This window comes from Pseudomonas sp. TH07 (genome assembly GCF_016651285.1).
Lineage (GTDB): Bacteria > Pseudomonadota > Gammaproteobacteria > Pseudomonadales > Pseudomonadaceae > Aquipseudomonas.
The window spans coordinates 1,123,205-1,146,766 of the sequence record NZ_JAEKED010000001.1 but is presented as its reverse complement, the minus strand read 5'-3'; the positions used below and the strand labels follow the sequence as shown (position 1 = coordinate 1,146,766).

Genomic DNA, 23,562 nt, shown 5'->3' with positions numbered 1-23,562 from the left:
GAGTGGTTATGGTTGATCGGCACGACTATGTGGCCCTCGAATGGGTCAAGGGCGAAATTGCCGAGACCCTGAAGCAGGCCTATCAGGCGCTGGAGCATCTGCTCGATGAGCCGTTGGCGGCCGACGCCATCGGCCAGTGCCTGGAGGGCATCCATCAGGTCCATGGCAGCCTGCAGATGGTCGAGTTCTATGGCGCGGCGCTGCTGGCCGAAGAGATGGAGCAACTGGCCCTGGCCTTGCAGCAGCACCGTGTGTCCCAGCGTGACGAAGCCATCCGCCTGTTGTTGCAGGCCATCACTCAACTGCCGCAATACCTGGACCGGGTGCAAAGTGCGCGGCGCGACCTGCCGCTGGTGGTGTTGCCGCTGCTCAACGACCTGCGCAGTGCCCGTGGCGAGAGCCTGCTCTCGGAAACCAGCCTGTTCAGCCCCCTGCTGCCCAGCCTCGCGCCGCTCGACGCGGCGGCCCTGGCCGAGCTGGATCCGGGGCAATGGCAGGTCTTGTTGCGCAAACTGCGGCATATGCTGCAAACCGCGCTGGTGGACCTGCTGCGGGAACAGGATGTGGAAAACAGCCTGTCCTATATGACCCGCGTGTTCGAGCGCCTTGAAGCCTTGTGCCAGAACGCGCCGCTGGGGCCGTTGTGGCAGATTTCCCTGGCCCTGGTGGACGGCATGCGCCATGAGGTGGTGGCCAACAGCCCGGCGGTGCGCAGCCTGCTCAAGGATGTCGACCGCCAGCTCAAGCGCCTGTTCGAGGAAGGCATCGCCGGGGTCAACCAGCCGGCGCCGGACGAATTGCTCAAGAGCCTGCTGTTTTACATCGCCAAGGCCCGTCATCCCACCCCGCAGATGCAGATCATGAAAGAACGCTACGCCCTGGACGACGCGCTGCCCGACAGCGCTCTGGTCGACGAGGAGCGCGCACGCATGGCGGGCCCCGACCGCGACGCCATGCGCTCGGTCCTGGCCGCGCTGTGCGAGGAGCTGGTACGGGTCAAGGAGCGCCTGGATCTGTTCGTGCGTAGCGACCGGCAGCACGCCGATGACCTGGACAGCCTGCTGGCGCCGTTGCGGCAGATCGCCGACACCCTCGCGGTGCTGGGTTTTGGCCAGCCGCGCAAGGTGATCATCGACCAGTTGGCGGTGGTCCAGAGCCTGGCCCAGGGCCAGCGCGAACCCAATGACGCGGTGCTGATGGATGTGGCCGGCGCCTTGCTGTATGTCGAGGCGACCCTGGCCGGCATGGTCGGCACCGTGGAGCCTGAAAGCCGCGAAGAAAGCCGCCTGCCCACCACCGACCTGACCCAGATCCACCAGTTGGTGATCAAGGAAGCGCGGCTGTGTCTGCAACAGGCCAAGGACCTGATCGTCGAATACATCGACGCCGATTGGGACCGCGAGCACCTGTTGCCCTTGCCCGAGCTGCTGACCCAGGTGCGCGGGGCGCTGGCGATGATTCCCCTGAGCCGCGCCGCGAGCCTGCTCGAAGCCTGCAACAGCTTTATCCGTGAACACCTGCTGCCCGACCCGGTCCGCCCCGAGTGGCAGCAACTGGACAGCCTGGCCGACGTGATCACCAGCATCGAGTATTACCTTGAGCGCCTGAGCGAAGACCCCGAGGCCCCCGGAGAGAAAATCCTCGATGTGGCCGAGCAGGGCTTGGCCGCGCTGGGTTATGTGCCGGTCGAACAGGTGCCGCTTCTCGACGATGTGCTCAGCCCCGGCGAAGCCCTGGTGATGCAGGACCTGCAGGAACTCGACGACCCGCAGGTGGTGCAGTCCCTGGCTGATGTGCTGGCCAGCCCGGTGTCGGCCCTCAACCCGCCGGCGCTCAACACCCCGGGCAGCCTGCTGCCGCCGCCGCGGGACGAAGCACCGGTGGACGATGAGCTGCGGGAAGTGTTCCTCGAGGAAACCGACGAGGTGCTGGAGGTGCTGCGCGAGTACTTGCCGCGCTGGTCGGCCGATCCCGCGAGCAAGGCCGCGCTGAGTGAGCTGCGCCGCGCCTTCCATACCCTCAAGGGCAGTGGGCGCATGGTGCGTGCGCTGGTCCTGGGGGAACTGGCCTGGACCGTCGAGAACCTGCTCAACCGGGTGCTGGAGCGCAGCGTCGAGCCCGGGCCCCAGGTCTGGCAACTGCTGGGCGAGGTGGTGCAGCTGCTGCCGGAGCTGATCGCCGAATTCGCCGCCCAGGCCCAGCGTCAGCGTGACGATGTCGACCAACTGGCGGCCCGTGCCCATGCCCTGGCCAAGGGCGATGACGCCGAGCCGGTGGAGCACACGGCGAGCGGTGCTCTCGATCCGCAGTTGCTGGAGATTTTCCGCAATGAAGCGCAAACCCACCTCGACAGCATCAATCGCTTTCTCGACCACGCCGCCGAGCACCTGCCGTTGCAGGCCAGCGACGAGTTGCAACGGGCCCTGCACACCCTGAAGGGCAGTGCCTCGATGGCCGGGGTCTTGCCGATTGCCGAGCTGGCGGCGCCTCTTGACCAGTTGGCCCGGGAGTATCGCGCGCACCTGATCGCCCTCGACCTGGATGAAGTCGAGCTGCTGCTGGAGGCCGAGGGCCTGTTTCGCCGTGGCCTGAAGCAGTTGGGCAACGACCCCCAGGCGCCCATCAACGGGGCACGGGCATTGATCGACCGCACCCAGGCCCTGCTGGGCGAGCGCCTGGAAAAACTCCTCAATTCCCCTGCCAGCGGGCTGCGCATCAAGCGCGACCCGCAACTGATCAACAACTTCCTGGCCCAGGGCATGGACATCCTGCTGGACGCCGAAAACCTGTTGCGCCGCTGGCAGCAGCACCCCGGCGCGCGTCAGGAACTGAGCGCGCTGCTGGATGAGCTGACGACCCTGGGCGAGGGCGCGCACCTGGCCGATCTGCAACCGATGGATGAGTTGTGCGAAGCCTTGCTCGACCTGTATGGGGCGGTGGAGGAAAGCAGCCTGGCGGTCAGCGAGCGCTTCTTCCACGAGGCCGAAAGCGCCCATGAAGCGCTGATCAATATGCTCGACGAGCTGGCCGCCGGGCAGGTGGTCAGCCCGCAACCGGCGCGGGTCAGGGCCTTGCGCGAGTTGCTCGAGGAAGGCCTGGACCCGACGGCCACCGGGCTGATCCGCAGCGACGGCAGCCGCACCCTGAGCATCAGTGAACTGGGGGCTGCCACCGCCGAGCTGGGGCAGGCTGCGGACTTGCCGGAGCAGGACGATGAAATTGTCGCGATCTTCCTCGAAGAGGCAGTCGATATCCTGGAAAGTGCGGGCCAGGCCCTGCAACGTTGGTTGTCCGACCCGGACAACGGCGCGCCGCTGTTGTCCTTGCAGCGCGACCTGCACACCCTCAAGGGTGGCGCACGCATGGCCGCCGTCGGGCCGGTGGGCGACCTGGCCCATGAGCTGGAAAACCTGTACCAGGGCCTGGTGGACCGCCGTTACCAGCACAGCTCGGAGCTGGCGCAGCTGTTGCAGCACAGCCACGATCAACTGGCAGTGCTGCTGGAGCAGTTGCAGCGACAACAGCCGTTGGATGAACCGCAGGAACTGATCGAGGCCATCAGCCGTTTCCGCCAGCGGGCGAGTGTCGCCCCCGAGGTCGTGGAGCCATTGGCCGACAGTGATTCGGCCGCCCATGACCCGGAGCTGCTGGAGATCTTCCTCGAGGAAGGTTTCGACATCATCGACAGCTCTGCTGCGGCGCTGGTCCGCTGGCAGGCCGAGCCCCAGGGGCGGCAGGAGGTGGAAACCCTGCTGCGTGACCTGCACACCCTCAAGGGTGGGGCGCGGATGGTGGAAATCGCCCCGATCGGCGACCTGGCCCACGAGTTGGAGTTTCTCTTCGAAGGCCTGTCCTCCGGGCTGCTGCACGCCACCCCTGCGTTGTTCAGCCTGCTGCAAAGCAGCCACGACCGGCTGGCGCAGATGCTCGATGCGGCCCGCGCGGGGCAGCCGATCAAGCCCGCCGACAGCCTGATCGAAGCGATCCGGGCGTTTACCCATCCTTCTGTCGAGCCCAGCCCGCCGCCAGCGCTGCTCAGCCTGCCGCCGCCGAGCAAGCCTGAGACGCCTGTGCCGGTGGTCGAGGCTCCGGCCGGGGACATGGTCAAGGTGTCGGCTGAGCTGCTGGATGACCTGGTCAACCTGGCCGGGGAAACCTCGATCTTTCGCGGGCGTATCGAACAGCAGGTCAACGATGCGCGGGTGGCCCTGAGCGAGATGGAAACCACCATCGAGCGCATGCGCGACCAACTACGCCGGCTCGACACCGAAACCCAGGGCCGCATCCTCAGCCGCCAGCAGGTGGAGGCCGAGCGCCTGGGCTATGAAGAATTCGACCCGCTGGAAATGGACCGCCATTCCCAGTTGCAGCAGCTGTCGCGGGCCTTGTTCGAGTCGGCCTCCGACCTGCTCGACCTCAAGGAAACCCTCGACCGCCGCAATCACGACGCACACAACCTGCTGCAGCAGCAGGGGCGAATCAACACCGAATTGCAGGAAGGCTTGATGCGCACGCGCATGGTGCCGTTCGAACGCATGGTGCCGCGCCTCAAGCGCATCGTGCGCCAGGTCGCCAGCGAACTGGGCAAGGAGGTCGAGTTCGTCGTCGGCAATGCCGAGGGCGAGATGGACCGCAACGTGCTGGAGCGCATGGTGGCGCCCCTGGAACACATGCTGCGCAACGCCGTCGACCATGGCCTGGAATCGGCCGAGGCGCGGTTGGCGGTGGGCAAGCCGGCCCAGGGCCGGATCACCCTGGACCTGGCACACGAAGGTGGCGACATCGTTTTCGACATGCGTGACGACGGGGCCGGGGTGCCGCTGGAGGCGGTGCGCAGCAAGGCGATCAAGCGCGGGCTGCTGGACCCGAACCTCGAAATCAGCGACCGCGACGTGCTGCAATTCATCATGCAGCCGGGGTTCTCCACGGCGGAAAAAATCACCCAGATTTCCGGGCGCGGCGTGGGCATGGACGTGGTGCATGAAGAGGTGCGGCAGTTGGGCGGCACCATGAGCATCGACTCGATCCCGGGGCAGGGCGTGCACTTTCGGATTCGCCTGCCGTTTACCGTGTCGGTCAATCGGGCACTGATGGTGCAGTGTGCCGACGAGCAATACGCGATCCCGCTGAACACCATCGAAGGCATCGTCCGCGTACTGCCGGTGGAGCTCGACAGCTATTACCAGCTCGATCCGCCGCGTTATGAATACGCCGGTCAGCGCTACGACCTGTGCTACCTCGGCGAACTGCTGCACACCGTCGGCCGCCCGAAACTGCTGGGCCAGAGCCTGCCGCTGCCGGTGCTGCTGGTGCATTACAACGAGCACCGGATCGCGGTGCAGGTCGATGCCATGGCCGGTAGCCGGGAGATCGTGGTCAAGAGCCTTGGCCCGCAGTTCTCGGCGGTACAGGGGCTGTCGGGCGCGACCATCCTCGGCGATGGCCGGGTGGTGCTGATTCTCGATTTGCTGGCCCATATCCGCGTCCAGCAGAGCTGGTTGCCGCGCCAGCAGGTGGCGGGCAACGAGGAAGGGCCGGTAGAGGCCGAGCCGCAACGGCCGATGCTGGTCATGGTGGTGGACGATTCGGTCACGGTGCGCAAGGTCACCAGCCGCCTGCTGGAGCGTCACGGCATGAACGTGCTGACCGCCAAGGATGGGGTGGACGCCATGCTCCTGCTCGACGAGCACCTGCCGGACCTGATGCTGCTGGACATCGAAATGCCGCGCATGGACGGCTTTGAAGTGGCGATGCAGGTGCGCAGCGATCCGCGCCTGCAGCACCTGCCGATCATCATGATCACTTCGCGCACCGGGCAGAAGCACCGCGACCGGGCCATGGCCATCGGCGTCAACGACTACCTGGGCAAGCCCTACCAAGAGTCGGTATTGCTCGAAAGCATCGCCCTGTGGAGCAAACCCCATGCTTGATCACCGCGCCAGCAACCTGACCGGGCTGCTGTTGCCCCTGGCCGACCGGACCCTGGTCCTGCCCAATGTCGCGATCGCCGAACTGATCGATTACCAGCCCGGCTCGTTCGACCTGGATTCGCCGCCCTGGTACCTGGGCCTGGTGAGCTGGCGCGACCGGCAGATCCCGCTGCTCAGCTTCGAATCGGCCTGTGGCGGCAAGACCGTGATTGGCGACCGGGCGCGGATCGTCGTGCTCAACGCCCTGGGCGGGCGGCCGAACCTGGCGTTCATCGCCTTGCTGGTCCAGGGCATCCCGCGCTCGCACAAACTCGACAGCCAATTGAGCTACGTCGATGTGCCCTTGTGCGCCCTGGAAAAAGCCGCGGTACAAGTGGCCGAACAAGTGGCCAAGGTCCCCGACCTGCTGGGGCTCGAAGCCTTGCTGGTGGCGTCGGGGCTGGTGCCGGGCGAGGGCTGAGCCTGCTTAGCCGGCAAGCAGGGCGCTGCGCACTTCCATCAGGGCAAACCCCAGCAGATTGAGCCCGCGCCATTTCTCCGGCTGCGAGGCTTTCTTGTCCTCGGCGGCCAGGCCGATGCCCCAGATGCGGTCCACCGGGCTGGCTTCCACCAGCACCTGCTCGCCAGTGGCCAGCAGGAACTCAGCCAGTGCCGGGTGCTGGCTGAACTTGGCCAGGTTGCCGCGCACCACGATATCGAAGCACGCCGCGTCCCACTGCGCCCCGTCAAACCCCTGCACCTGACGCCCCAATTGCTTGGCATCGGCCGGGGTTGCCGCGACGAGGATCCGCTCCAGGGTCTGGGCGTCATCGAACAGACGGGCTTTGCCCGCCATCATGTAATGCTCGGCGCTGGCGTAACTCACCCCGTCGACCTCGAACGGCGTGGGGAACCACTGGCTGAAGCAGCTCTGGGTGACACGGCCATCCCGCGCCGGCTGGTGGCCCCAGAACATCAGGTACTCGGGCTTGAAGCCCTGCTGGAGTTGCCCCAGCAACTGCTCGACCGAGCGCACAGGAGGGAATGCGGTTTTTGCCATGAGAGTTCTCGTCACGTCGATGCCGGCCATTCATCGGCCGGGTGATTCGGGATGCAGCTGTGGTGGGGTGGCAGGGTACTCCAACATCGGCGGTGCAGGCACTGCCTCCATGGCTGCGGCTTGAATCATTACCCTGAGCGTAACGATCCGCCGCTGGGCTTGATTGATGCCCCGGGCATTGCCTCCTAAGGTGGCTCCACGACAGCGAACCCGTGGAGTGAGCATGACAACAATAATATCCCCCGACTCGCGCTGGACGCGGCGGCGCAGCGAAAAGCAGCGGCGCCTCGAGCAGGTGCGGGCCCTGGCCGATGGTGTGGTGTTGCCCACCGACAAGATCGTGGCGGCCCTGGAGGCGTTGATCCTGCCCGGGGACCGGGTGGTGCTGGAGGGCAACAACCAGAAGCAGGCGGACTTCCTGTCGCGCTCACTGGCCAAGGCCGACCCGGCCAAGCTCCACGACTTGCACATGATCATGCCCAGCGTCGGCCGTTCCGAGCACCTGGACCTGTTCGAGCGCGGCATCGCGCGCAAGCTGGACTTTTCCTTTGCCGGTACCCAGAGCCTGCGCATCAGCCAGTTGCTCGAAGACGGGCTGCTGGAAGTCGGCGCGATCCATACCTACATCGAGCTTTATGCACGGCTGGTGGTGGACCTGATTCCCAACGTGGTGCTCTCGGCCGGCTTCATGGCCGACCGCGCCGGCAATATCTACACCGGCCCGAGCACCGAGGACACCCCGGCGCTGATCGAGCCGGCAGCCTTCAGCGACGGCATCGTGATCGTCCAGGTCAACCAGTTGGTGGATGACGTCAGCGAGTTGCCGCGAGTGGACATCCCGGCGTCCTGGGTGGATTTCGTGGTGGTGGCCGACAAGCCGTTCTACATCGAGCCGCTGTTTACCCGCGACCCACGGCATATCAAGCCGGTGCACGTGCTGATGGCGATGATGGCGATCCGCGGCATCTACGAAAAACACAATGTGCAGTCGCTGAACCACGGCATCGGTTTCAACACCGCGGCCATCGAGCTGATCCTGCCCACCTACGGTGAATCCCTGGGGCTCAAGGGCAAGATCTGCCGCAACTGGACCCTCAACCCCCATCCGACCCTGATCCCGGCCATTGAAAGTGGCTGGGTGGAAAGCGTGCACTGCTTCGGCACCGAGTTGGGCATGGAGCACTACATCGCCGCGCGCCCGGACGTGTTCTTCACCGGCCGCGACGGTTCCCTGCGCTCCAACCGGATGTTCTGCCAACTGGCCGGGCAGTACGCGGTGGACCTGTTTATCGGCGCCACCTTGCAGGTGGACGGCGACGGCCATTCTTCCACCGTGACCCGCGGGCGCCTGGCCGGTTTCGGCGGGGCCCCGAACATGGGCCACGACCCCCGCGGCCGACGCCACGGCACCCCGGCCTGGCTGGATATGCGCGTCGATCAGAGCGACGCGCCCCAGGCCATGCTCGAACGCGGCAAGAAGCTGGTGGTGCAGATGGTCGAGACCTTCCAGGAAGGCGGCAAACCGACCTTCGTCGAGACCCTGGACGCGGTGGAAGTGGCGCGCAAGAGCGGCATGCCCCTGGCGCCGATCATGATCTACGGCGACGACGTCACCCACCTGCTGACCGAGGAAGGCATCGCCTACCTGTACAAGGCCCGCTCCCTGGAAGAGCGCCAGGCCATGATCGCCGCCGTGGCCGGGGTCACCGTCATCGGCCTGCGACACAACCCCAAAGACACCGCGCGCATGCGCCGTGAAGGCTTGATCGCCTTGCCCGAAGACCTCGGCATTCGCCGTACCGATGCCAGTCGCGAGTTGCTCGCGGCGAAAAGCGTCGCCGATCTGGTGGAGTGGTCGGGTGGCCTGTACCACCCGCCCGCCAAGTTCAGGAGCTGGTAATGCACGCATTCAATCTGCACGCGAAACCCCTGAGCCTGGCCGAGCGCCTGGCGGACCTGGCGGTCGACGCACTGATCGACGAGGCCGACCTGTCGCCCAAGCCGGCGTTGGTGGATCGTCGTGGCAACGGTGCCCACAGCGACCTGCACCTGGGGCTGATGCACGCCTCGGCCCTGTCCCTGTGGCCGGCGTTCAAGGCCATGGCCGACGCCGCCATTGAACTCGGCGCGATCGGTTTGCCATTGCGCGAAGCCCTGGGCCGCATCGGCCGTGAAGGCGAAGCGGCGATGCTGGTCACCACCGGCGGGGTCAATACCCATCGTGGGGCGATCTGGGCCCTGGGCCTGCTGGTGGCGGCTGCGGCGCTGGAGCCTCAGGCCAACCGCGCCGGCAGCCTGGCCGTTCGCGCCGCACGCCTGGCGTTGCTCGATGATCGCCATGCCCCGCGTGCCCTCAGCCATGGCGCCCAGGTGGCTCAGCGCTACGGCGCACTCGGTGCCCGCGAACAGGCGCAGTTGGGGTTCCCGGCGGTGCTGCAACACGGCTTGCCGCAGCTTCAGCGCAGTCGCGCCCAGGGCCATGGCGAGCAGAACGCCCGGCTCGATGCCTTGCTCGCCATCATGACCACCCTGGTCGACACCTGCGTGCTGTACCGCGCCGGCGAGCAGGGCTTGCAGGCCATGCAGCGGGGCGCGCGGGCGGTGCTCGAGGCCGGTGGCAGTGCGAGCCTGGCCGGGCGTCGCCGCCTGCATGAGCTGGACCAACAGTTATTGGCCTTGAATGCCTCGCCCGGCGGCGCTGCGGACCTCCTCGCAGCCTGCCTGTTGCTCGACCGGATCGAGTCCGGCGACGCCTTTATCCAGGGAGCAGTGTGATGGAAACCTTGTCTTTTGAATTTCCCGCAGGGCCACCGGCTCGCGGTCGGGCGCTGGTGGGCTGTGTCGGCTCGGGCGACCTGGAAGTGCTGCTCGAACCCGGCCCGGCCGGCAAGCTGACGATCCAGGTGCAGACCTCGGTGAATGGCAGCGGGGCGCGCTGGCAGCATCTGTTCGAGCGCCTCTTCGACGGCCAGGTGCCGCCGGCGCTGGCCATCGATATTCATGATTTCGGCGCCACGCCGGGCGTGGTGCGCCTGCGCCTGGAACAGGGCTTCGAGGAGATCGGCCATGACTGACAGCGACCGCCTGTTGCACAAGCACAGCTTCGTCGAACTCGGCGCTCGCCAGCGGGCCAGGGCCTTGCTCGATGCCGGCAGCTTTCGCGAGTTGCTCGACCCTTTCCAGCGGGTCATGTCGCCCTGGCTCGTCCGCCAGGGCGTGGTGCCCCAGGCCGACGACGGGGTGGTGATCGCCAAGGGCAGCATCAACGGCCTGCCGGTGGTGATTGCCGCCATCGAAGGCGCGTTCCAGGGCGGCAGCCTGGGTGAAGTGGGCGGGGCGAAGATCGCCGGCGCCCTGGAACTGGCCGCCGAGGACAACCGCAACGGCATTGCCACTCGCGCCGTCTTGCTCCTGGAAACCGGCGGCGTGCGCCTGCAGGAAGCCAACCTGGGGCTGGCGGCGATTGCCGATATCCACGCGGCGATTGTCGACCTGCGCCAGTACCAGCCGGTGATCGGCGTGGTGGCCGGCAGCGTTGGCTGTTTTGGCGGGATGTCGATTGCCGCCGGCCTGTGCAGTTACCTGCTGGTGACCCAGGAAGCGCGGCTCGGGCTCAACGGCCCGCAAGTGATCGAGCAGGAAGCCGGCCTTGAGGAGTACGACTCCCGCGACCGGCCGTTTATCTGGAGCCTGACCGGCGGCGAACAGCGCTTTGCCAGTGGCCTGGTGGATCGGTATGTGGCCGACGATGTGGCGCAGATCCAGCAGCAGGTCGGTGAACTGTTGGCCCTGGGGTTGCCGGCGCAGCAGCGCAGCCGCCAGGCCGAACATTACCTGGGCTGCCTGGCGCGGCTGGATACCGCGCCGCAAATCGAACCGGCGACGGTTCGCGACCTGTATCAAGGAGACCGCTCATGAGTGCTTATTCCCTGCGCGGCTGGCACTGGTTTCAGGCCCTGAGTGCCGGCGCCACGCCCGTCACTGATGTGCCGGCATCGTTGAATGTCGCGGACGGCCACCTGGCCGGGCAAGCGGTGCGTTTTATCGCCGTGGTGGCCGACCCGGACAACCGCTTCCCCCGGGCCCGCAACGGCGAAGTCGGGTTGCTGGAAGGTTGGGGCCTGGCTCGGGTGGTGGATGACGTGATCGCGGCCGATGCCGCGCACACCGAAAAACGTCCCCTGATCGCCATCGTCGATGTGCCGAGCCAAGCCTACGGTCGCCGTGAAGAAGCACTGGGCATTCACCAGGCGCTGGCCGGGGCGGCCGACAGTTATGCCCGGGCGCGGCTGGCCGGGCACCCGGTGATTGCCCTGCTGGTGGGCAAGGCCATGTCCGGGGCTTTTCTGGCCCACGGCTACCAGGCCAACCGCCTGATCGCCCTGCGTGACCCGGGGGTGATGGTGCATGCCATGGGCAAGGCTTCGGCGGCGCGGGTGACCCTGCGCAGCGTCGAGGAACTGGAAGCCCTGGCCGCCAGCGTGCCGCCGATGGCCTATGACATCGACAGCTTTGCCAGCCTGGGCCTGCTCTGGGAAACCCTGTCGGTGACTCAGATCGAACAACCCACGGCCCATGACCTGGCGCGGGTCAACGAGTGCCTGGTGCAGGCGATAGCCGATGTGCGCGCCACCGGGCATGACCTGAGCGGGCGGTTGGGCGCGAGCAATCGGGTAGCGTCGAGCCGGGTGCGCCAGCTGTTGCGAGAACAGTGGTGAGCCGCTTGCCACCCCAGCCCCATGACCTGCTCTGGGGCCTGACGCCTGCGCAATTGCCGGGCGATGCGCCAGCCTGGGTGGTGGCGGCCATGGCCGACGGCCAGCCGGTGGTGGTGCGCCGGGCGTTGACCGCGCCGGGGCAGGTGGCGGTGGGCGTGCGCGGGCGCCTGCGCGAGCAGCGTTATCCGACCCTGATGGCGCTGGCCTCCATCAGCCGTTGCGTCACGCCCGAAGCCCTGTGCGCAGTGGAGTCGGATCAGCCCTGGCCGGCGTTGCGGGCCCTGGCCCTGTTGCGCCCGCAGTTGGACGCGTGCGGCCTGGTGTGGGGCGTCAGCGGCAGCGCCGGGTTTGAACTGGCCAGCGGTGTGGCAGCGCTGCACCAGGGCAGTGACCTGGACCTGATTGCGCGCAGCGCCGAACCTCTGCCCCGGGCCCAGGCCCGGCACCTGCTGGCGTTGCTGGACAGCGCGCCATGCCCGGTGGATCTGCAATTACAGACCCCCAACGGCGCACTGGCCCTGCGCGAATGGGCTGCCGGCGCCCGGCGTGTATTGCTCAAATGCGCGGCGGGTGCACGGCTGGTCGAGAACCCGTGGCAGGCCCTGGAGCAGGTGGCGTGAGCAGCCTGCTGGTGTTTCCGGGCCAGGGCGCGCAGCAGCCGGGCATGTTGCAGCGCCTGCCGCCCAACCCGCTGGTGCAGGCCTGCCTGCAAGAGGCGGCGCAGGTGCTGGGCGAGGATCCGCTGACCCTGGACTCCCCCGCCGCCCTGGCCAATACCCGGGCCGTGCAACTGTGTTTGCTGATCGCCGGCGTTGCCAGTGCCCGACTGCTGCTGGAGCAGGCACCGGCGCCGGAGTACGTGGCCGGGCTGTCCATCGGCGCCTATCCGGCGGCGGTGGTGGCCGGGGCCCTGGAATTTGCCGATGCGTTGCGCCTGGTGAGCCTGCGGGGCGAGCTGATGCAGCGTGCCTACCCCGAGGGTTATGGGATGACGGCGATCATCGGTCTGCAACTGGCCACGGTGGAGGCCTTGCTGGCCCAGGTCCACTGCGAGCAGGCACCGGTGTACCTGGCCAATATCAACGCCGACAGCCAACTGGTGATCGCCGGCAGCGACGCCGCGATGCTGCGGGTGGCCGAGCTGGCCCGCGGTTGCGGGGTGGGCGTGGCCAAGCGCCTGGCGGTCAGCGTGCCGTCCCACTGCCCGTTGCTGGCGCAACCGGCCCAGGCGCTGGCCGAGGCCTTTGCCCAGGTGCCGATGCAGGCGCCACGCCTGGGTTACCTGAGCAGCAGCCGGGCGCGGCCGCTGCGCCAGGTGGAACAACTGCGCGACGACCTGGCGTTCAACATGTGCCGGGTGGTGGATTGGCGCGGCACCGTGCAAGGCGCGTATGAGCGCGGCGTGCGGCTACAGATCGAACTGCCGCCTGGTGCGGTGTTGACCGGGCTGGCGCGCCGGGTGTTCGAACAGGGCAGCGTGATCGCCTACGACGGTGCGCGCCTGGACACCCTGCAGGCGCTGTTGCATGAGGAGGTACGCCGCGACCGATAGAGCCCCGACTCAAGCTGGCGAAGCACAAAAACAACAACTTCGACGATGCACTTTGAGGACTACAACAATGATTATTTACGGTGTGGCGCTGTTGGCGATCTGTACCCTGGCCGGGGTGATTATCGGTGACATGCTCGGTGTGCTGTTGGGTGTGAAGTCCAATGTGGGCGGGGTCGGGATTGCCATGATCCTGCTGATCTGCGCGCGTTTGTGGATGCACAAGCGCGGCGGCATGACCAAGGACTGCGAGATGGGCGTCGGCTTCTGGGGCGCCATGTACATTCCGGTGGTGGTGGCCATGGCGGCCCAGCAAAACGTGGTGACCGCCTTGCACGGCGGTCCGGTGGCAGTGCTGGCGGCCATCGGTTCGGTGGTGCTCTGCGGGTGCACCATTGCCTTGATCAGTCGCACCAACAAGGGCGAGCCGCTGCCGGATGAACCGGTCGAGCTGGCGCCCGGTGCCGCTGCGGCAGGGGGGCGCTGATATGTGGGATCTCATTGAAAAGGGCCTGGAACACAACGGGCTGATCACAGCCTTCGCCTTTGTCGGCGTGATCATGTGGCTGTCGGTGCTGCTGTCCAAGCGTCTGACGTTCGGCCGCATCCACGGTTCGGCGATTGCGATTGTCATCGGCCTGGTACTGGCCTGGGTCGGCGGCACTATCACCGGTGGGCAGAAGGGCCTGGCGGACCTGGCGCTGTTCTCCGGCATCGGCCTGATGGGCGGCGCCATGCTGCGGGATTTCGCCATTGTCGCCACGGCCTTCGAGGTCCAGGCCACCGAGGCGCGCAAAGCCGGCTTGATCGGGGTCATCGCCCTGCTGCTGGGCACGGTCCTGCCGTTTATCGTCGGCGCGGGCATGGCCTGGGTCTTCGGTTATCGCGATGCGGTGAGCATGACCACCATCGGTGCCGGGGCGGTGACCTACATTGTCGGCCCGGTGACCGGGGCGGCGATCGGCGCAACCTCCGATGTGATGGCGCTGTCGATTGCCACCGGCCTGATTAAGGCCATCCTGGTGATGGTCGGCACGCCGATGGCCGCACGTTGGATGGGCCTGGACAACCCGCGCTCGGCAATGGTTTTCGGTGGCCTGGCCGGCACCGTCAGCGGCGTGACGGCCGGGCTGGCGGCGACCGATCGGCGGCTGGTGCCCTACGGTGCCCTGACCGCGACCTTCCACACCGGGCTCGGCTGCCTGCTGGGGCCGTCGCTGCTGTACTTCATCGTGCGCGGCCTGGTGGGGTAACTCCCGACTGACGCTTGCGGCTATGGCCGGCCGACTCCCGCGAGGGGCGGCCGGCCACGGGCGTCAGGACGCGGCCTGGCGATTGGCGTACATCCGGCACTCGGCCAGCAGCGCCAGCAGGTTCGGATCACGCTCCTTGGCCTTGAGAAACACCACGCCGATATGCTGTTGCAGGCGATAACGCGCTTGCAGCGGGATCAGCTTGACCCGGTTCTCATACACCGCGGCAATTCTTCCCGGCAGCAAGGCATAACCCACCCCTGAACTGACCATGCTCAGCAGGGTGAAGATGTCGTTGACCTGCATCGCCACCTTCGGTTCGAACCCCGCCTGCTTGAACACCCGGACCCCGTCCTGGTGCGTGGCGAAACCCTGGGTCAGGGTAATGAAGGTAGCGTCGCGCACATCGCTGAGGTCGACTTCCGCCTGCTGGGCGAAGGGCGAATCGGCGGGGGTGGCGAGAAAGATATCGTCGGAAAACAGCGGGATCTGCTCGCAGTCCGGGTCGCTGATGCTGTCATCCAGGGACACCAGGATCGCGTCGACTTCCATGTTCTTGAGCTTGTACAGCAGGTCGATATTGGACCCCAGGATCAGGTCGATATTGAGTTCGCTGCGGCGGATCTTCAGGCCCATGATCAACTGCGGTACGGTCTTCACCGTCAGCGAATACAGGGAGCCGAGCTTGAAGCGTTCGGCGGAGAACCCGGCGGCTTCACGGGTCAGGCGCACGCTTTCGACCACGTCGCCAATCAGCTTTTGCGCCCGTTCCTCGAGGACATAGGCGCTTTCCAGCGGCGTCAGGTTACGCCCCTCGTGCTTGAACAGCGGGCAGCGCAGGGCACTTTCCAGGGAATGGATGGCCCGATGCACGCTGACATTGCTGGTGTGCAACTCGGCCGCAGCCCGGGTCAGGTTGCCGGTGCGCATGAAGGCGAGAAACACTTCGAGCTTTTTCAGGGTCAACTCTTCGTCGATCAGCATGGCGGCCACTCTTGTTCGATGGGCAAGATTGTGCCCGACGAACAGGGCCTTGGCTGGAGCTTTTTTTGCCCCATCTAGTGTGGGTAATGTTGCGCTTTCAGGCTCCAGGCCTGAGCCTTGCGTCCTGTTGTAACCGCTTGAGGGAAAGTGACACATGTATCACGGGGAAAAATTCAACGCCTGGACCCATTTGCTGGGTGCGGTCGCGGCGTGTATCGGGGGCGTGTGGCTGGTGGTCCTGGCCAGCCTTGACGGTAACCCCTGGAAGATCGTCAGCGTGGCGATCTACGGGTTCACCTTGCTGGTGCTGTACAGCGTCTCCACCGTGTACCACAGCGTGCGCGGGCCGAAGAAAAGCATCATGCAGAAGCTCGATCACTTTTCGATCTACCTGCTGATCGCCGGCAGCTACACGCCGTTCTGCCTGGTGACCCTGCGAGGACCCTGGGGCTGGACCCTGTTCGGGATTGTCTGGGGGCTGGCGCTGATCGGCATCCTGCAAGAGATCAAGCCGCGCTCCGAGGCGCGGATCCTGTCGATCGTGATCTACGCCGTGATGGGCTGGATCGTGCTGGTGGCGGTGAAGCCGTTGCTGGCGGCCCTGGGCTCGACCGGCTTCGCCTGGCTGGCCTCGGGCGGGGTGCTGTACACCGTGGGCATCATCTTCTTCGCCCTCGACAGCCGCCTGCGCCACGCCCATGGCATCTGGCACCTGTTCGTGATCGGCGGCAGCCTGCTGCATTTCGTGGCGATTCTGTTCTACGTGCTCTAGGGCTTCATTGGCCGTTAACGCGCCTAGGCGTGCTGCAACAGCCGGTTCAATTGCTCCTGGGCGCGGTGGCTGAAAATGTCCAGCAGGCTGCCCAGGGTATGGGGTTGCGGTTCGCTGGTGCGGGTCACGGCATACAGGGTGATCGGCAGCGGGGGCGTCAGGGGACGGATCTCGGTGCTGGCGGTCGAGGCGCCGAGGGCGGTGAAGGGGTCGATCACCGCCAGCCCGGCGCCGGATTCGACCATGGCCCGGGCCAGGGAATAGGTCTGCACCGCAATGCTCACCCGTGGCGCCGGCTGCACCGCCTCCAGGTAGCTGTCGAGCCGGGCCGACAACGGGTCGGCGCTGGACAGGCCGATCAACGGCGCCCCCGCCAGTTCCATCAGCGCCAATGGCGTACCCCTGGCGGCAGCCGGCCAATAGTCCCGTGGCGCCAGAGCCACCAGCACCCCCTGGGCCAGGGCCTGGGCCGCCAGCCCCGGGTGATCCGGGCGTTGCAGGGTCAGGGCGACGTCGATCTCGCGCATCAACAGGTTCTGCACCAACTCGCGGCTGTGGGCGCTGGACAGCTCGCAGACCAACTCCGGGTAGCGCCGGGTCCACTCGCTGATCGCCGGCGGCAGCAACGACAGGGCCAGGGCCGGGGTCGCGCCGATCCGCAGGCTATGGCCCGGCTTGCGGCGCAGGCTCTGCGCCAGGCGCCGCACGCCTTGCAGGCTCTCGCTGACCTTGTCCACTTCACGCTCCAGTTCCAGGGCCTCCGGCGTGGCCTGGAGCTTGCCGCGTACCCGCAGAAACAGTGGGAAACCCAGTTGCAACTCGGCGTGTTGCAGGACCTTGGTCACCGCCGGTTGCGAGACGTGGAGCAGTTGCGCGGCGCCGCTGACCGAGCCGGTCTGGCGGATGGCCTGGAAGATTTCGATGTGTCGCAGTCGCATGGCAAGTCCATAACCTTTGTTTATGGGTGGTCGATCTTTATTCATTGTTCGGCGCCTGTCACCTGCTCCTAACCTGAAGGCCGTTCAATAAACAGGTTAAGGACTGATATGACGCAGCGGGTTTGCATCGTCGGCGGTGGCGTGATCGGCCTGGCCAGTGCCTATGCCCTGGTCCGCGAGGGCTTTGAAGTGACCCTGGTGGAGGCGCAGCAGTCGTTCGCCAGTCAGACCAGCTTCGCTAATGGCGGCCAGTTGTCCTACCGCTATGTGGCGCCGCTGGCCGATGCCGGGGTGCCCTGGCAAGCCCTGGGCTGGATGCTGCGCGGCGACTCGCCATTGAAGCTGCGTCCACGCCTGGACCCGGCGCAATGGCGCTGGTTGCTGGGGTTCCTCGGCGCTTGCCGCAGCTCGGTCAACCAGCGCAACGCCGGCCACTTGCTGCGCCTGGCATTGCTCAGCCAGGCCACCTTGCAGGCCTGGCGCGACGAGGATGGGCTGGACAGCTTCGACTGGCGGCGCAATGGCAAGTTGGTGACCTTTCGCCAGCCGGGCAGCTTCGAGCACGCCCGGCGCCATCTGGCGGACAGCCGCCAACAGCAGGTGTTGTCCCACGCCGAGTGCGCACAGCTTGAGCCGACGCTGCAGGACGCACCCTTTGTCGGCGGTATCTTCACCCCGGATGAAGAAGTGGCTGACTGCCACGCCTTCTGCCAGCAACTGGTGGCGCGGCTCCAGGCCTCGGGGCGCTGCGAGTTCCTGCTGGGGCGCAGCGTGACCGGGATCCGTCACAGTGCCGGCACGGTGCAGGCCATCGAGCTGGGGCACGAGACCCTGGCGGTCGAGCAACTGGTGCTCGCCGCCGGCCACCGCAGTGCCGAGCTGGCGCTGCCGGGCCTGAAACTGCCGCTGTACCCGCTCAAGGGCTACAGCCTCAGCGTGCCGATTGGCGAGCAGCACCAGGCGCCGCAGATCAGCATCACCGATTACAACCGCAAGATCGTCTATGCACGGATCGGCCAGCAGTTGCGGGTGGCGGCGATGGTCGACATTGTCGGTTTCGACCCGACGCTCGACCCCAAGCGCCTGGCCCTGATGCGCCGCCAGGCAGGGGAAACCTTTGCCGACGCCGGCGATTACGCCGCGGCCATTGAATGGGCGGGCATGCGCCCGGCCACCCCCAGCGGGGTGCCGCTGATTGGGGCCACGGCCTACCGCAACCTGTGGCTCAACCTCGGCCATGGCGCGCTTGGTTTTACCCTGGCCTGTGGCAGCGGGCGCCTGTTGGGCGAGCTGCTGGGCCAGCGACCTACCGCTATCGATATGCAGGGCCTTGCGCCCCGCGCCGCTTGACCCCTGACCGAAGACCCCGCACAAGGAATGGCCCATGAGCATCAACCGCATCAGCAGCAACCCGCGCCTCAGCGGCGCCGTGACCTTCGCCGACCTGGTGTTTCTGTCCGGCCAGGTGCCGGGCGCGGCGACCGAGGTCGGCGCTCAGACCCGCGAAGTGCTGGAGAAGATCGACGTCTTGCTGGCCGAGGCGGGCAGCGACAAGGATCACCTGCTCAGCGCGACCATCTACCTCAAGGACATCGGCGAGGATTTTGCCGCCATGAACGAGGCCTGGTCGGCCTGGCTGACGCCGGGCCAGGCGCCGACCCGCACCACCGTCCAGGCCGAACTGGCACGGCCCCAGGTGCGGGTGGAAATCACCGTCATCGCCGCCCGGCGCTGACCCCATGACCCACAACGGAGAATAACAATGCAAAAAATCACGTTGCTTGGCTGCACCCTGGGCCTGCTCCTCAGCACCCAGCTCCAGGCCGGCGAAGCGCCGCCCGGCGGGACCCTGGGCAAGATCGCCAACAGCGCCAGCATCACCCTGGGCTATCGCGATGCGTCAGTGCCGTTCTCCTATGTGGGGGATAACAGCGGCAAGCCGATGGGCTATTCGGTGGACCTGGCGAGCAAGATCGTCGAGCGCATTCAGCAGCAATTGGCCCTGCCGAAACTGGCGGTCAAGTACAACCTGGTGACGTCGCAGACGCGCATCCCCCTGGTGCAGAACGGCACTGTGGACCTGGAGTGCGGTTCCACCGGGGTCACCGCCGAGCGGCAGAAGCAGGTGGCGTTTTCCTATGGGTTCATCTACGTCAAAGGCCAGTTGCTGACGGCCCGGGACAGCGGCATCCAGCGCTTCGCCGACCTGCGGGGCAAGAATGTGGTGACCACCGCGGGTACCACCAATGAGCGCTTTCTCAAGAGCTATAACGTCGAGCACAAGATCGACATGTTCGTGATCAGTGCCAAGGACCACGGCGAGGCCTTCCAGATGTTGCAGACCGGCCGCGCCGCCGCTTTCTACATGGATGACGCCTTGCTCTACGGGGAACGGGCCAAGGCCCACGACCCGCACAAATGGGTGGTGGTGGGCGAAGAGCAGTCGCGGGAGATCTACAGCTGCATGGTGCGCAAGGACGATCCGCAGTTCCTGGCCCTGGTCAATGCCGCCTTGGGCGACCTGTACCGCTCGGGGGAAATCAACGGCATCTACCAGCGCTGGTTCCAGCAGCCGATTCCGCCCAAGGGCCTGAACCTGGAGTTCCCCATGACCAGCGAACTCAAGGCGATCATCGCCAAACCGGTCAGCGACCCGGTGGAATAGCGCCAGGGCTGGCCGGCCAGGGTTCTAGAAGTCGCCCCACAGCTGCTGGGCCACGGCCAGGGCCACCACCGGTGCGGTTTCGGTGCGCAGGACCCTTGGCCCCAGGCGTGCCGGCAGAAAGCCTGCGCCGTGGGCCTGCTCGACCTCGGCGTCGGACAGGCCGCCTTCAGGGCCGATCAGGAATGCCAGGCTGGCCGGCTTGGCATGGCTTACCAGCGGCTCTGCCACCGGGTGCAACACCAGCTTCAGCTCGGCCTGGGTCTGCTTGATCCAGTCCGCCAGCAGCAGCGGCGGGTGAATCACCGGCACCCGAGAACGGCCGCATTGCTCGCAGGCGCTGATTGCCACCTGGCGCCAATGCATCAGGCGTTTATCGGCGCGTTCGTCCTTGAGCCGCACTTCGCAGCGCTCACTGAAGATCGGGGTGATTTCACTGACCCCAAGCTCGGTGGCTTTCTGGATCGCCCAGTCCATGCGCTCGCCCCGGGACAGGCCCTGGCCGAGGTGGATCTGCAACGGTGATTCAACCTGCCCGGCGAAGCTTTCATCGAGACGCACCGTCACGCGCTTCTTGCCGACTTCCAGCAAGGTGCCACGAAACTCCATCCCCGAACCGTCGAACACTTGCAGCGCATCGCCCTCGGCCATGCGCAGCACGCGCCCGATGTAGTGGGCCTGGGCCTCGGGCAGTGGGTGTTCGCCGAGGCTCAGGGGGGCGTCGATAAAGAAGCGGGACAATCTCATGGGGGGTCTCTGTTGAAGATGAATCGGTGAACGGCGTTTCGCTGAGTGACCTGCTAGCCCGGATCGCGAAAGCCCGGATGGAAGTTTTCCGGCACCGCGACGCTCAAGGTGTCGCGGGTGGCGATATCGATGCCTTCGCTGGCCACTTCGGCGAGGAAGTCGATCTGCTCGGGGGTGATCACATAGGGCGGCAGGAAATACACCACGCTGCCCAGGGGCCGCAGCAGCGCGCCGCGCTCCAGGGCGTGCTGGAACACCTTCAGGCCACGGCGTTCCTGCCACGGGTAGGCGGTCTTGCTGGCCTTGTCCTGGACCATCTCGATAGCCAGCACCATGCCGGTCTGGCGCACCTCCGCCACATGGGGGTGATCCACCAGGTGCGCGGTGGCACTGGCCATGCGCTGGGCCAGGGCCTGGTTGTTTTCGATGACGTTGTCTTCTTCGAAGATATCCAGGGTCGCCAGGGCCGCCGCGCACGCCAGCGGGTTGCCGGTGTAACTGTGGGAATGCAGGAAGGCGCGCAGGGTCGGGTAGTCGTCGTAGAAGGCGCTGTAGACCTCGTCGGTGGTCACGCAGGCCGCCAGTGGCAGGTAGCCGCCAGTCAGGGCCTTGGACAGGCACAGGAAGTCCGGGCGGATCCCGGCTTGTTCGCAGGCGAACATGGTCCCGGTGCGGCCGAAGCCGACGGCGATTTCATCGAGGATCAGGTGCACCCCGTAGCGGTCGCAGGCCTCGCGCAACAGGGTCAGGTACACCGGGTGGTACATGCGCATGCCGCCGGCGCCCTGGATCAGCGGCTCGACGATCACCGCGGCAACGCTGGCGTGATGCTCGGCCAGGGTTTGCTCCATGGCGGCGAACATCGTGCGCGAGTGCTCCTCCCAGCTCACGCCTTCGGGGCGCAGGTAGCAATCGGGGCTCGGCACCTTGAGGGTGTCCAGCAGCAGGGCCTTGTAGGTTTCGGTGAACAGCGGCACATCGCCCACCGACATCGCGGCCATGGTTTCGCCGTGGTAGCTGTTGGTCAGGGTGACGAAGCGCTTCTTGGCCGGTGCGCCGCGGTTGAGCCAGTAGTGAAAGCTCATCTTCAGCGCCACTTCGATGCACGACGAACCGTTGTCGGCATAGAAACAGCGGGTCAGGCCTTCGGGGGTGAGCTTGATCAGGCGCTCGGACAGCTCAATCACCGGCTGATGGCTGAACCCGGCGAGAATCACGTGTTCCAGTTGATCGACCTGATCCTTGATGCGCTGGTTGATGCGCGGGTTGGCGTGGCCGAACACGTTGACCCACCAGGAACTGACCGCGTCCAGGTAACGCTTGCCTTCGAAGTCTTCGAGCCAGACGCCTTCGCCGCGCTTGATGGGAATCAACGGCAGCTGCTCGTGGTCTTTCATCTGGGTGCAGGGGTGCCACAGGACCGCGAGGTCGCGTTGCATCCACTGGTTGTTCAGGCCCATCGTTTATCTCCTCGAAGCGGTCCTGCGGCGGGCGCAGGCAAAACAGTCGCGCAAGCCTATGCAATGCCGGGCTGTGTCACAACCCATTGAAGTTCTGAAGGGCAAATTGGCAGTAAACGCAGGACGGTCTGTCACGTTTTTTGGGGATAGTCCTTAATCCATCGTTAACGTACTGTGCATACCCTTCAGATCATATTTCTCGATATTTCAAAGCGAAATTTTCCGCTTTAATTCGATAGGTAAATCGATAGTCTTGGGCAGCAGTTCTTACAGGATTCAAGTCATGCAGCTACGTAATTCCTCTTCGCGCTACGGTTGGGTAAGCATTGTTCTGCACTGGGGCGTGGCCCTGGTGGTGTTCGGCTTGTTCGCCCTGGGCCTGTGGATGGTCGGCCTCGACTACTACAGCACCTGGCGCAAAGACGCACCGGACCTGCACAAAAGCATTGGCCTGAGCCTCTTCGCCATCATGCTGCTGCGGGTGCTCTGGCGCTTTATCAGCCCACCGCCGCCGGCGCCGGCCAACCACGGGCGCCTGACTCGCCTGGGGGCCAAGTTCGGTCATGCATTCCTTTATCTCAGTCTGTTCGCTGTGATGATTGCCGGTTACCTGATTTCCACCGCAGACGGTGTCGGGATCCCGGTGTTCGGCCTGTTTGAAGTACCCGCACTGCTTTCCGGGCTACCGGACCAGGCAGATGTGGCAGGCGAGGTGCATCTGTACCTGGCCTGGATGGTCGTGATTTTCGCCGGGCTGCATGGCCTGGCCGCTCTGAAACACCACTTTATCGATCGTGATGCGACCCTGGTTCGTATGCTGGGGCGCAAAGCCTGATGTTCAACCTCGACTCAAAAGGAATAGAAGCATGTTGAAAAAGACTCTCGCCGCTCTGGCCATCGGTTCCGCCCTGCTGTCGGCCGGTCAGGTGATGGCTGCTGACTACGTGATCGACAAGGAAGGCCAGCACGCTTTCATCGACTTCAAGATCAGCCACCTGGGCTACAGCTACATCACCGGTACCTTCAAGGACCTGGACGGCAAGTTCAGCTTCGATGCCGCCAAGCCGGAAGACGCCAAGATTGAAGTCAATGTGCGTACCGCCAGCGTGTTTACCAACCACGCCGAGCGCGACAAGCACATCGCCAGCAAAGACTTCCTGGACGTGGGCAAGTTTGCCGACGCCAAGTTCGTCTCCACCAGCGTCAAGCCAACCGGCAAGAACGCCGACGGCAAGCTGACCGCAGACGTCGCGGGCGACCTGACCCTGCACGGCGTGACCAAGCCAGTCGTGGTCAAGGCCACTTTCCTGGGCGAAGGCAAGGATCCATGGGGCGGCTACCGTGCTGGCTTTGAAGGCACCACCAGCTTCAACCGCCAGGACTTCGGCAAGATGATGGACCTGGGCCCGGCGTCGAACAACGTCGAGCTGTACATCACTTTTGAAGGTGTGAAAGCGAAGTAATTTTCGCCGCGTGTCACAAAACGCCGACCTTGAGTCGGCGTTTTGCT

General features: G+C 65.7%; 22 protein-coding genes. 17 read left to right on the top strand and 5 right to left on the bottom strand.

Annotation, left to right across the window (positions count from 1 at the left end; genetic code table 11):
- Positions 1-8 precede the first annotated feature (8 nt).
- Both JFU57_RS05445 and JFU57_RS05440 read left to right on the top strand, forming a co-directional pair.
- Positions 9-5,930 (top strand): Hpt domain-containing protein, encoded by a 5,922-nt coding sequence (locus tag JFU57_RS05445; protein WP_201128401.1) that lies wholly within the window; start codon positions 9-11, stop codon positions 5,928-5,930.
- Positions 5,923-6,390 carry a chemotaxis protein CheW gene (locus JFU57_RS05440; RefSeq protein WP_078473544.1) on the top strand — a complete coding sequence of 156 codons (468 nt, stop codon included), beginning with the start codon at positions 5,923-5,925 and terminating at the stop codon, positions 6,388-6,390. The genes JFU57_RS05445 and JFU57_RS05440 overlap by 8 nt, the downstream gene beginning before the upstream one ends.
- A 6-nt stretch (positions 6,391-6,396) precedes the next feature.
- On the opposite strand, the gene JFU57_RS05435 is transcribed toward JFU57_RS05440, so the two are convergent.
- The gene (locus tag JFU57_RS05435) at positions 6,397-6,969 is read right to left on the bottom strand and encodes an NADAR family protein (RefSeq protein WP_201128399.1); all 573 of its coding nucleotides are present in this window, start codon (positions 6,967-6,969) and stop codon (positions 6,397-6,399) included.
- A gap of 223 nt (positions 6,970-7,192) precedes the next feature.
- On the opposite strand from JFU57_RS05435, the gene mdcA reads away from it, so the two are divergent.
- The 9 genes from mdcA (at position 7,193) to madM (ending at position 14,489) form a co-directional block, all read left to right on the top strand.
- Complete coding sequence (mdcA, locus tag JFU57_RS05430) at positions 7,193-8,869, top strand: malonate decarboxylase subunit alpha (RefSeq protein ID WP_078473546.1); 1,677 nt, start codon at positions 7,193-7,195, stop codon at positions 8,867-8,869.
- Positions 8,869-9,744, top strand: coding sequence for a triphosphoribosyl-dephospho-CoA synthase (locus JFU57_RS05425; protein ID WP_078473547.1), 876 nt, complete (start codon positions 8,869-8,871; stop codon positions 9,742-9,744). The genes mdcA and JFU57_RS05425 overlap by 1 nt, the downstream gene beginning before the upstream one ends.
- Positions 9,744-10,043, top strand: a complete 300-nt coding sequence (locus JFU57_RS05420) for a malonate decarboxylase subunit delta (RefSeq protein WP_078473548.1) — start codon at positions 9,744-9,746, stop codon at positions 10,041-10,043. The genes JFU57_RS05425 and JFU57_RS05420 overlap by 1 nt, the downstream gene beginning before the upstream one ends.
- Entirely contained in the window at positions 10,036-10,887 is an 852-nt protein-coding gene (locus JFU57_RS05415; protein WP_201128397.1) for a biotin-independent malonate decarboxylase subunit beta, read from the top strand. The genes JFU57_RS05420 and JFU57_RS05415 overlap by 8 nt, the downstream gene beginning before the upstream one ends.
- Positions 10,884-11,687 (top strand): biotin-independent malonate decarboxylase subunit gamma, encoded by an 804-nt coding sequence (gene mdcE, locus JFU57_RS05410; RefSeq protein WP_201128394.1) that lies wholly within the window; start codon positions 10,884-10,886, stop codon positions 11,685-11,687. The genes JFU57_RS05415 and mdcE overlap by 4 nt, the downstream gene beginning before the upstream one ends.
- Complete coding sequence (locus JFU57_RS05405) at positions 11,684-12,307, top strand: malonate decarboxylase holo-ACP synthase (protein ID WP_342032563.1); 624 nt, start codon at positions 11,684-11,686, stop codon at positions 12,305-12,307. Before mdcE ends, JFU57_RS05405 begins: the two co-directional genes overlap by 4 nt.
- A complete protein-coding gene (gene mdcH / locus JFU57_RS05400) occupies positions 12,304-13,239 on the top strand; it encodes a malonate decarboxylase subunit epsilon (protein WP_078473552.1) in 936 nt (311 codons plus the stop codon). Before JFU57_RS05405 ends, mdcH begins: the two co-directional genes overlap by 4 nt.
- A 67-nt stretch (positions 13,240-13,306) precedes the next feature.
- On the top strand, positions 13,307-13,723 hold the full coding sequence (gene madL, locus JFU57_RS05395) for a malonate transporter subunit MadL (protein WP_020296197.1): 417 nt from the start codon (positions 13,307-13,309) through the stop codon (positions 13,721-13,723).
- 1 nt (position 13,724) lies between these two features.
- Complete coding sequence (gene madM, locus JFU57_RS05390) at positions 13,725-14,489, top strand: malonate transporter subunit MadM (RefSeq protein WP_201128390.1); 765 nt, start codon at positions 13,725-13,727, stop codon at positions 14,487-14,489.
- 63 nt (positions 14,490-14,552) lie between these two features.
- Here the strand turns inward: madM and JFU57_RS05385 are convergent, their stop codons facing one another.
- Positions 14,553-15,473, bottom strand: a complete 921-nt coding sequence (locus JFU57_RS05385) for a LysR family transcriptional regulator (RefSeq protein WP_078473554.1) — start codon at positions 15,471-15,473, stop codon at positions 14,553-14,555.
- A 154-nt stretch (positions 15,474-15,627) separates the two neighbouring features.
- On the opposite strand from JFU57_RS05385, the gene trhA reads away from it, so the two are divergent.
- Complete coding sequence (gene trhA / locus JFU57_RS05380; protein WP_020296200.1) at positions 15,628-16,245, top strand: PAQR family membrane homeostasis protein TrhA; 618 nt, start codon at positions 15,628-15,630, stop codon at positions 16,243-16,245.
- Positions 16,246-16,268: 23 nt separating this feature from the next.
- Here the strand turns inward: trhA and JFU57_RS05375 are convergent, their stop codons facing one another.
- Positions 16,269-17,183: a LysR family transcriptional regulator gene (locus JFU57_RS05375; protein ID WP_078473555.1), complete on the bottom strand. Its 915-nt coding sequence runs from the start codon at positions 17,181-17,183 to the stop codon at positions 16,269-16,271.
- 108 nt (positions 17,184-17,291) lie between these two features.
- Here JFU57_RS05375 and JFU57_RS05370 point away from each other — a divergent pair, with 108 nt between their 5' ends.
- The 3 genes from JFU57_RS05370 to JFU57_RS05360 are packed head-to-tail and all read left to right on the top strand — an operon-like array spanning position 17,292 to position 19,848.
- Complete coding sequence (locus tag JFU57_RS05370; protein ID WP_201128388.1) at positions 17,292-18,533, top strand: D-amino acid dehydrogenase; 1,242 nt, start codon at positions 17,292-17,294, stop codon at positions 18,531-18,533.
- A gap of 34 nt (positions 18,534-18,567) precedes the next feature.
- On the top strand, positions 18,568-18,918 hold the full coding sequence (locus JFU57_RS05365; RefSeq protein WP_201128387.1) for a RidA family protein: 351 nt from the start codon (positions 18,568-18,570) through the stop codon (positions 18,916-18,918).
- 27 nt (positions 18,919-18,945) lie between these two features.
- The gene (locus tag JFU57_RS05360; protein ID WP_201128386.1) at positions 18,946-19,848 is read left to right on the top strand and encodes a transporter substrate-binding domain-containing protein; all 903 of its coding nucleotides are present in this window, start codon (positions 18,946-18,948) and stop codon (positions 19,846-19,848) included.
- Between the two features lie 24 nt (positions 19,849-19,872).
- Here JFU57_RS05360 and JFU57_RS05355 read toward each other — a convergent pair whose 3' ends face one another.
- A complete protein-coding gene (locus tag JFU57_RS05355) occupies positions 19,873-20,592 on the bottom strand; it encodes a 16S rRNA (uracil(1498)-N(3))-methyltransferase (protein ID WP_078473559.1) in 720 nt (239 codons plus the stop codon).
- Positions 20,593-20,645: 53 nt separating this feature from the next.
- Entirely contained in the window at positions 20,646-22,052 is a 1,407-nt protein-coding gene (locus tag JFU57_RS05350; RefSeq protein ID WP_078473560.1) for an adenosylmethionine--8-amino-7-oxononanoate transaminase, read from the bottom strand.
- A gap of 283 nt (positions 22,053-22,335) precedes the next feature.
- On the opposite strand from JFU57_RS05350, the gene JFU57_RS05345 reads away from it, so the two are divergent.
- Positions 22,336-22,887, top strand: coding sequence for a cytochrome b (locus JFU57_RS05345; protein ID WP_078473561.1), 552 nt, complete (start codon positions 22,336-22,338; stop codon positions 22,885-22,887).
- Between the two features lie 31 nt (positions 22,888-22,918).
- On the top strand, positions 22,919-23,515 hold the full coding sequence (locus tag JFU57_RS05340) for a YceI family protein (RefSeq protein WP_020296208.1): 597 nt from the start codon (positions 22,919-22,921) through the stop codon (positions 23,513-23,515).
- The last annotated feature ends 47 nt before the right edge of the window (positions 23,516-23,562 follow it).

Coding starts and splice junctions, on each gene's coding strand:
- JFU57_RS05375 (WP_078473555.1), bottom strand. CDS start 17,183: ATGCGACTGCGACACATCGAAATCTTCCAGGCCATCCGCCAGACCGGC.
- JFU57_RS05365 (WP_201128387.1), top strand. CDS start 18,568: ATGAGCATCAACCGCATCAGCAGCAACCCGCGCCTCAGCGGCGCCGTG.
- JFU57_RS05350 (WP_078473560.1), bottom strand. CDS start 22,052: ATGGGCCTGAACAACCAGTGGATGCAACGCGACCTCGCGGTCCTGTGG.
- JFU57_RS05445 (WP_201128401.1), top strand. CDS start 9: ATGGTTGATCGGCACGACTATGTGGCCCTCGAATGGGTCAAGGGCGAA.
- JFU57_RS05415 (WP_201128397.1), top strand. CDS start 10,036: ATGACTGACAGCGACCGCCTGTTGCACAAGCACAGCTTCGTCGAACTC.
- madM (WP_201128390.1), top strand. CDS start 13,725: ATGTGGGATCTCATTGAAAAGGGCCTGGAACACAACGGGCTGATCACA.
- JFU57_RS05385 (WP_078473554.1), bottom strand. CDS start 15,473: ATGCTGATCGACGAAGAGTTGACCCTGAAAAAGCTCGAAGTGTTTCTC.
- trhA (WP_020296200.1), top strand. CDS start 15,628: ATGTATCACGGGGAAAAATTCAACGCCTGGACCCATTTGCTGGGTGCG.
- JFU57_RS05435 (WP_201128399.1), bottom strand. CDS start 6,969: ATGGCAAAAACCGCATTCCCTCCTGTGCGCTCGGTCGAGCAGTTGCTG.
- JFU57_RS05360 (WP_201128386.1), top strand. CDS start 18,946: ATGCAAAAAATCACGTTGCTTGGCTGCACCCTGGGCCTGCTCCTCAGC.
- mdcE (WP_201128394.1), top strand. CDS start 10,884: ATGAGTGCTTATTCCCTGCGCGGCTGGCACTGGTTTCAGGCCCTGAGT.
- JFU57_RS05355 (WP_078473559.1), bottom strand. CDS start 20,592: ATGAGATTGTCCCGCTTCTTTATCGACGCCCCCCTGAGCCTCGGCGAA.
- JFU57_RS05345 (WP_078473561.1), top strand. CDS start 22,336: ATGCAGCTACGTAATTCCTCTTCGCGCTACGGTTGGGTAAGCATTGTT.
- JFU57_RS05425 (WP_078473547.1), top strand. CDS start 8,869: ATGCACGCATTCAATCTGCACGCGAAACCCCTGAGCCTGGCCGAGCGC.
- JFU57_RS05340 (WP_020296208.1), top strand. CDS start 22,919: ATGTTGAAAAAGACTCTCGCCGCTCTGGCCATCGGTTCCGCCCTGCTG.
- JFU57_RS05420 (WP_078473548.1), top strand. CDS start 9,744: ATGGAAACCTTGTCTTTTGAATTTCCCGCAGGGCCACCGGCTCGCGGT.
- JFU57_RS05440 (WP_078473544.1), top strand. CDS start 5,923: ATGCTTGATCACCGCGCCAGCAACCTGACCGGGCTGCTGTTGCCCCTG.
- madL (WP_020296197.1), top strand. CDS start 13,307: ATGATTATTTACGGTGTGGCGCTGTTGGCGATCTGTACCCTGGCCGGG.
- JFU57_RS05370 (WP_201128388.1), top strand. CDS start 17,292: ATGACGCAGCGGGTTTGCATCGTCGGCGGTGGCGTGATCGGCCTGGCC.
- mdcA (WP_078473546.1), top strand. CDS start 7,193: ATGACAACAATAATATCCCCCGACTCGCGCTGGACGCGGCGGCGCAGC.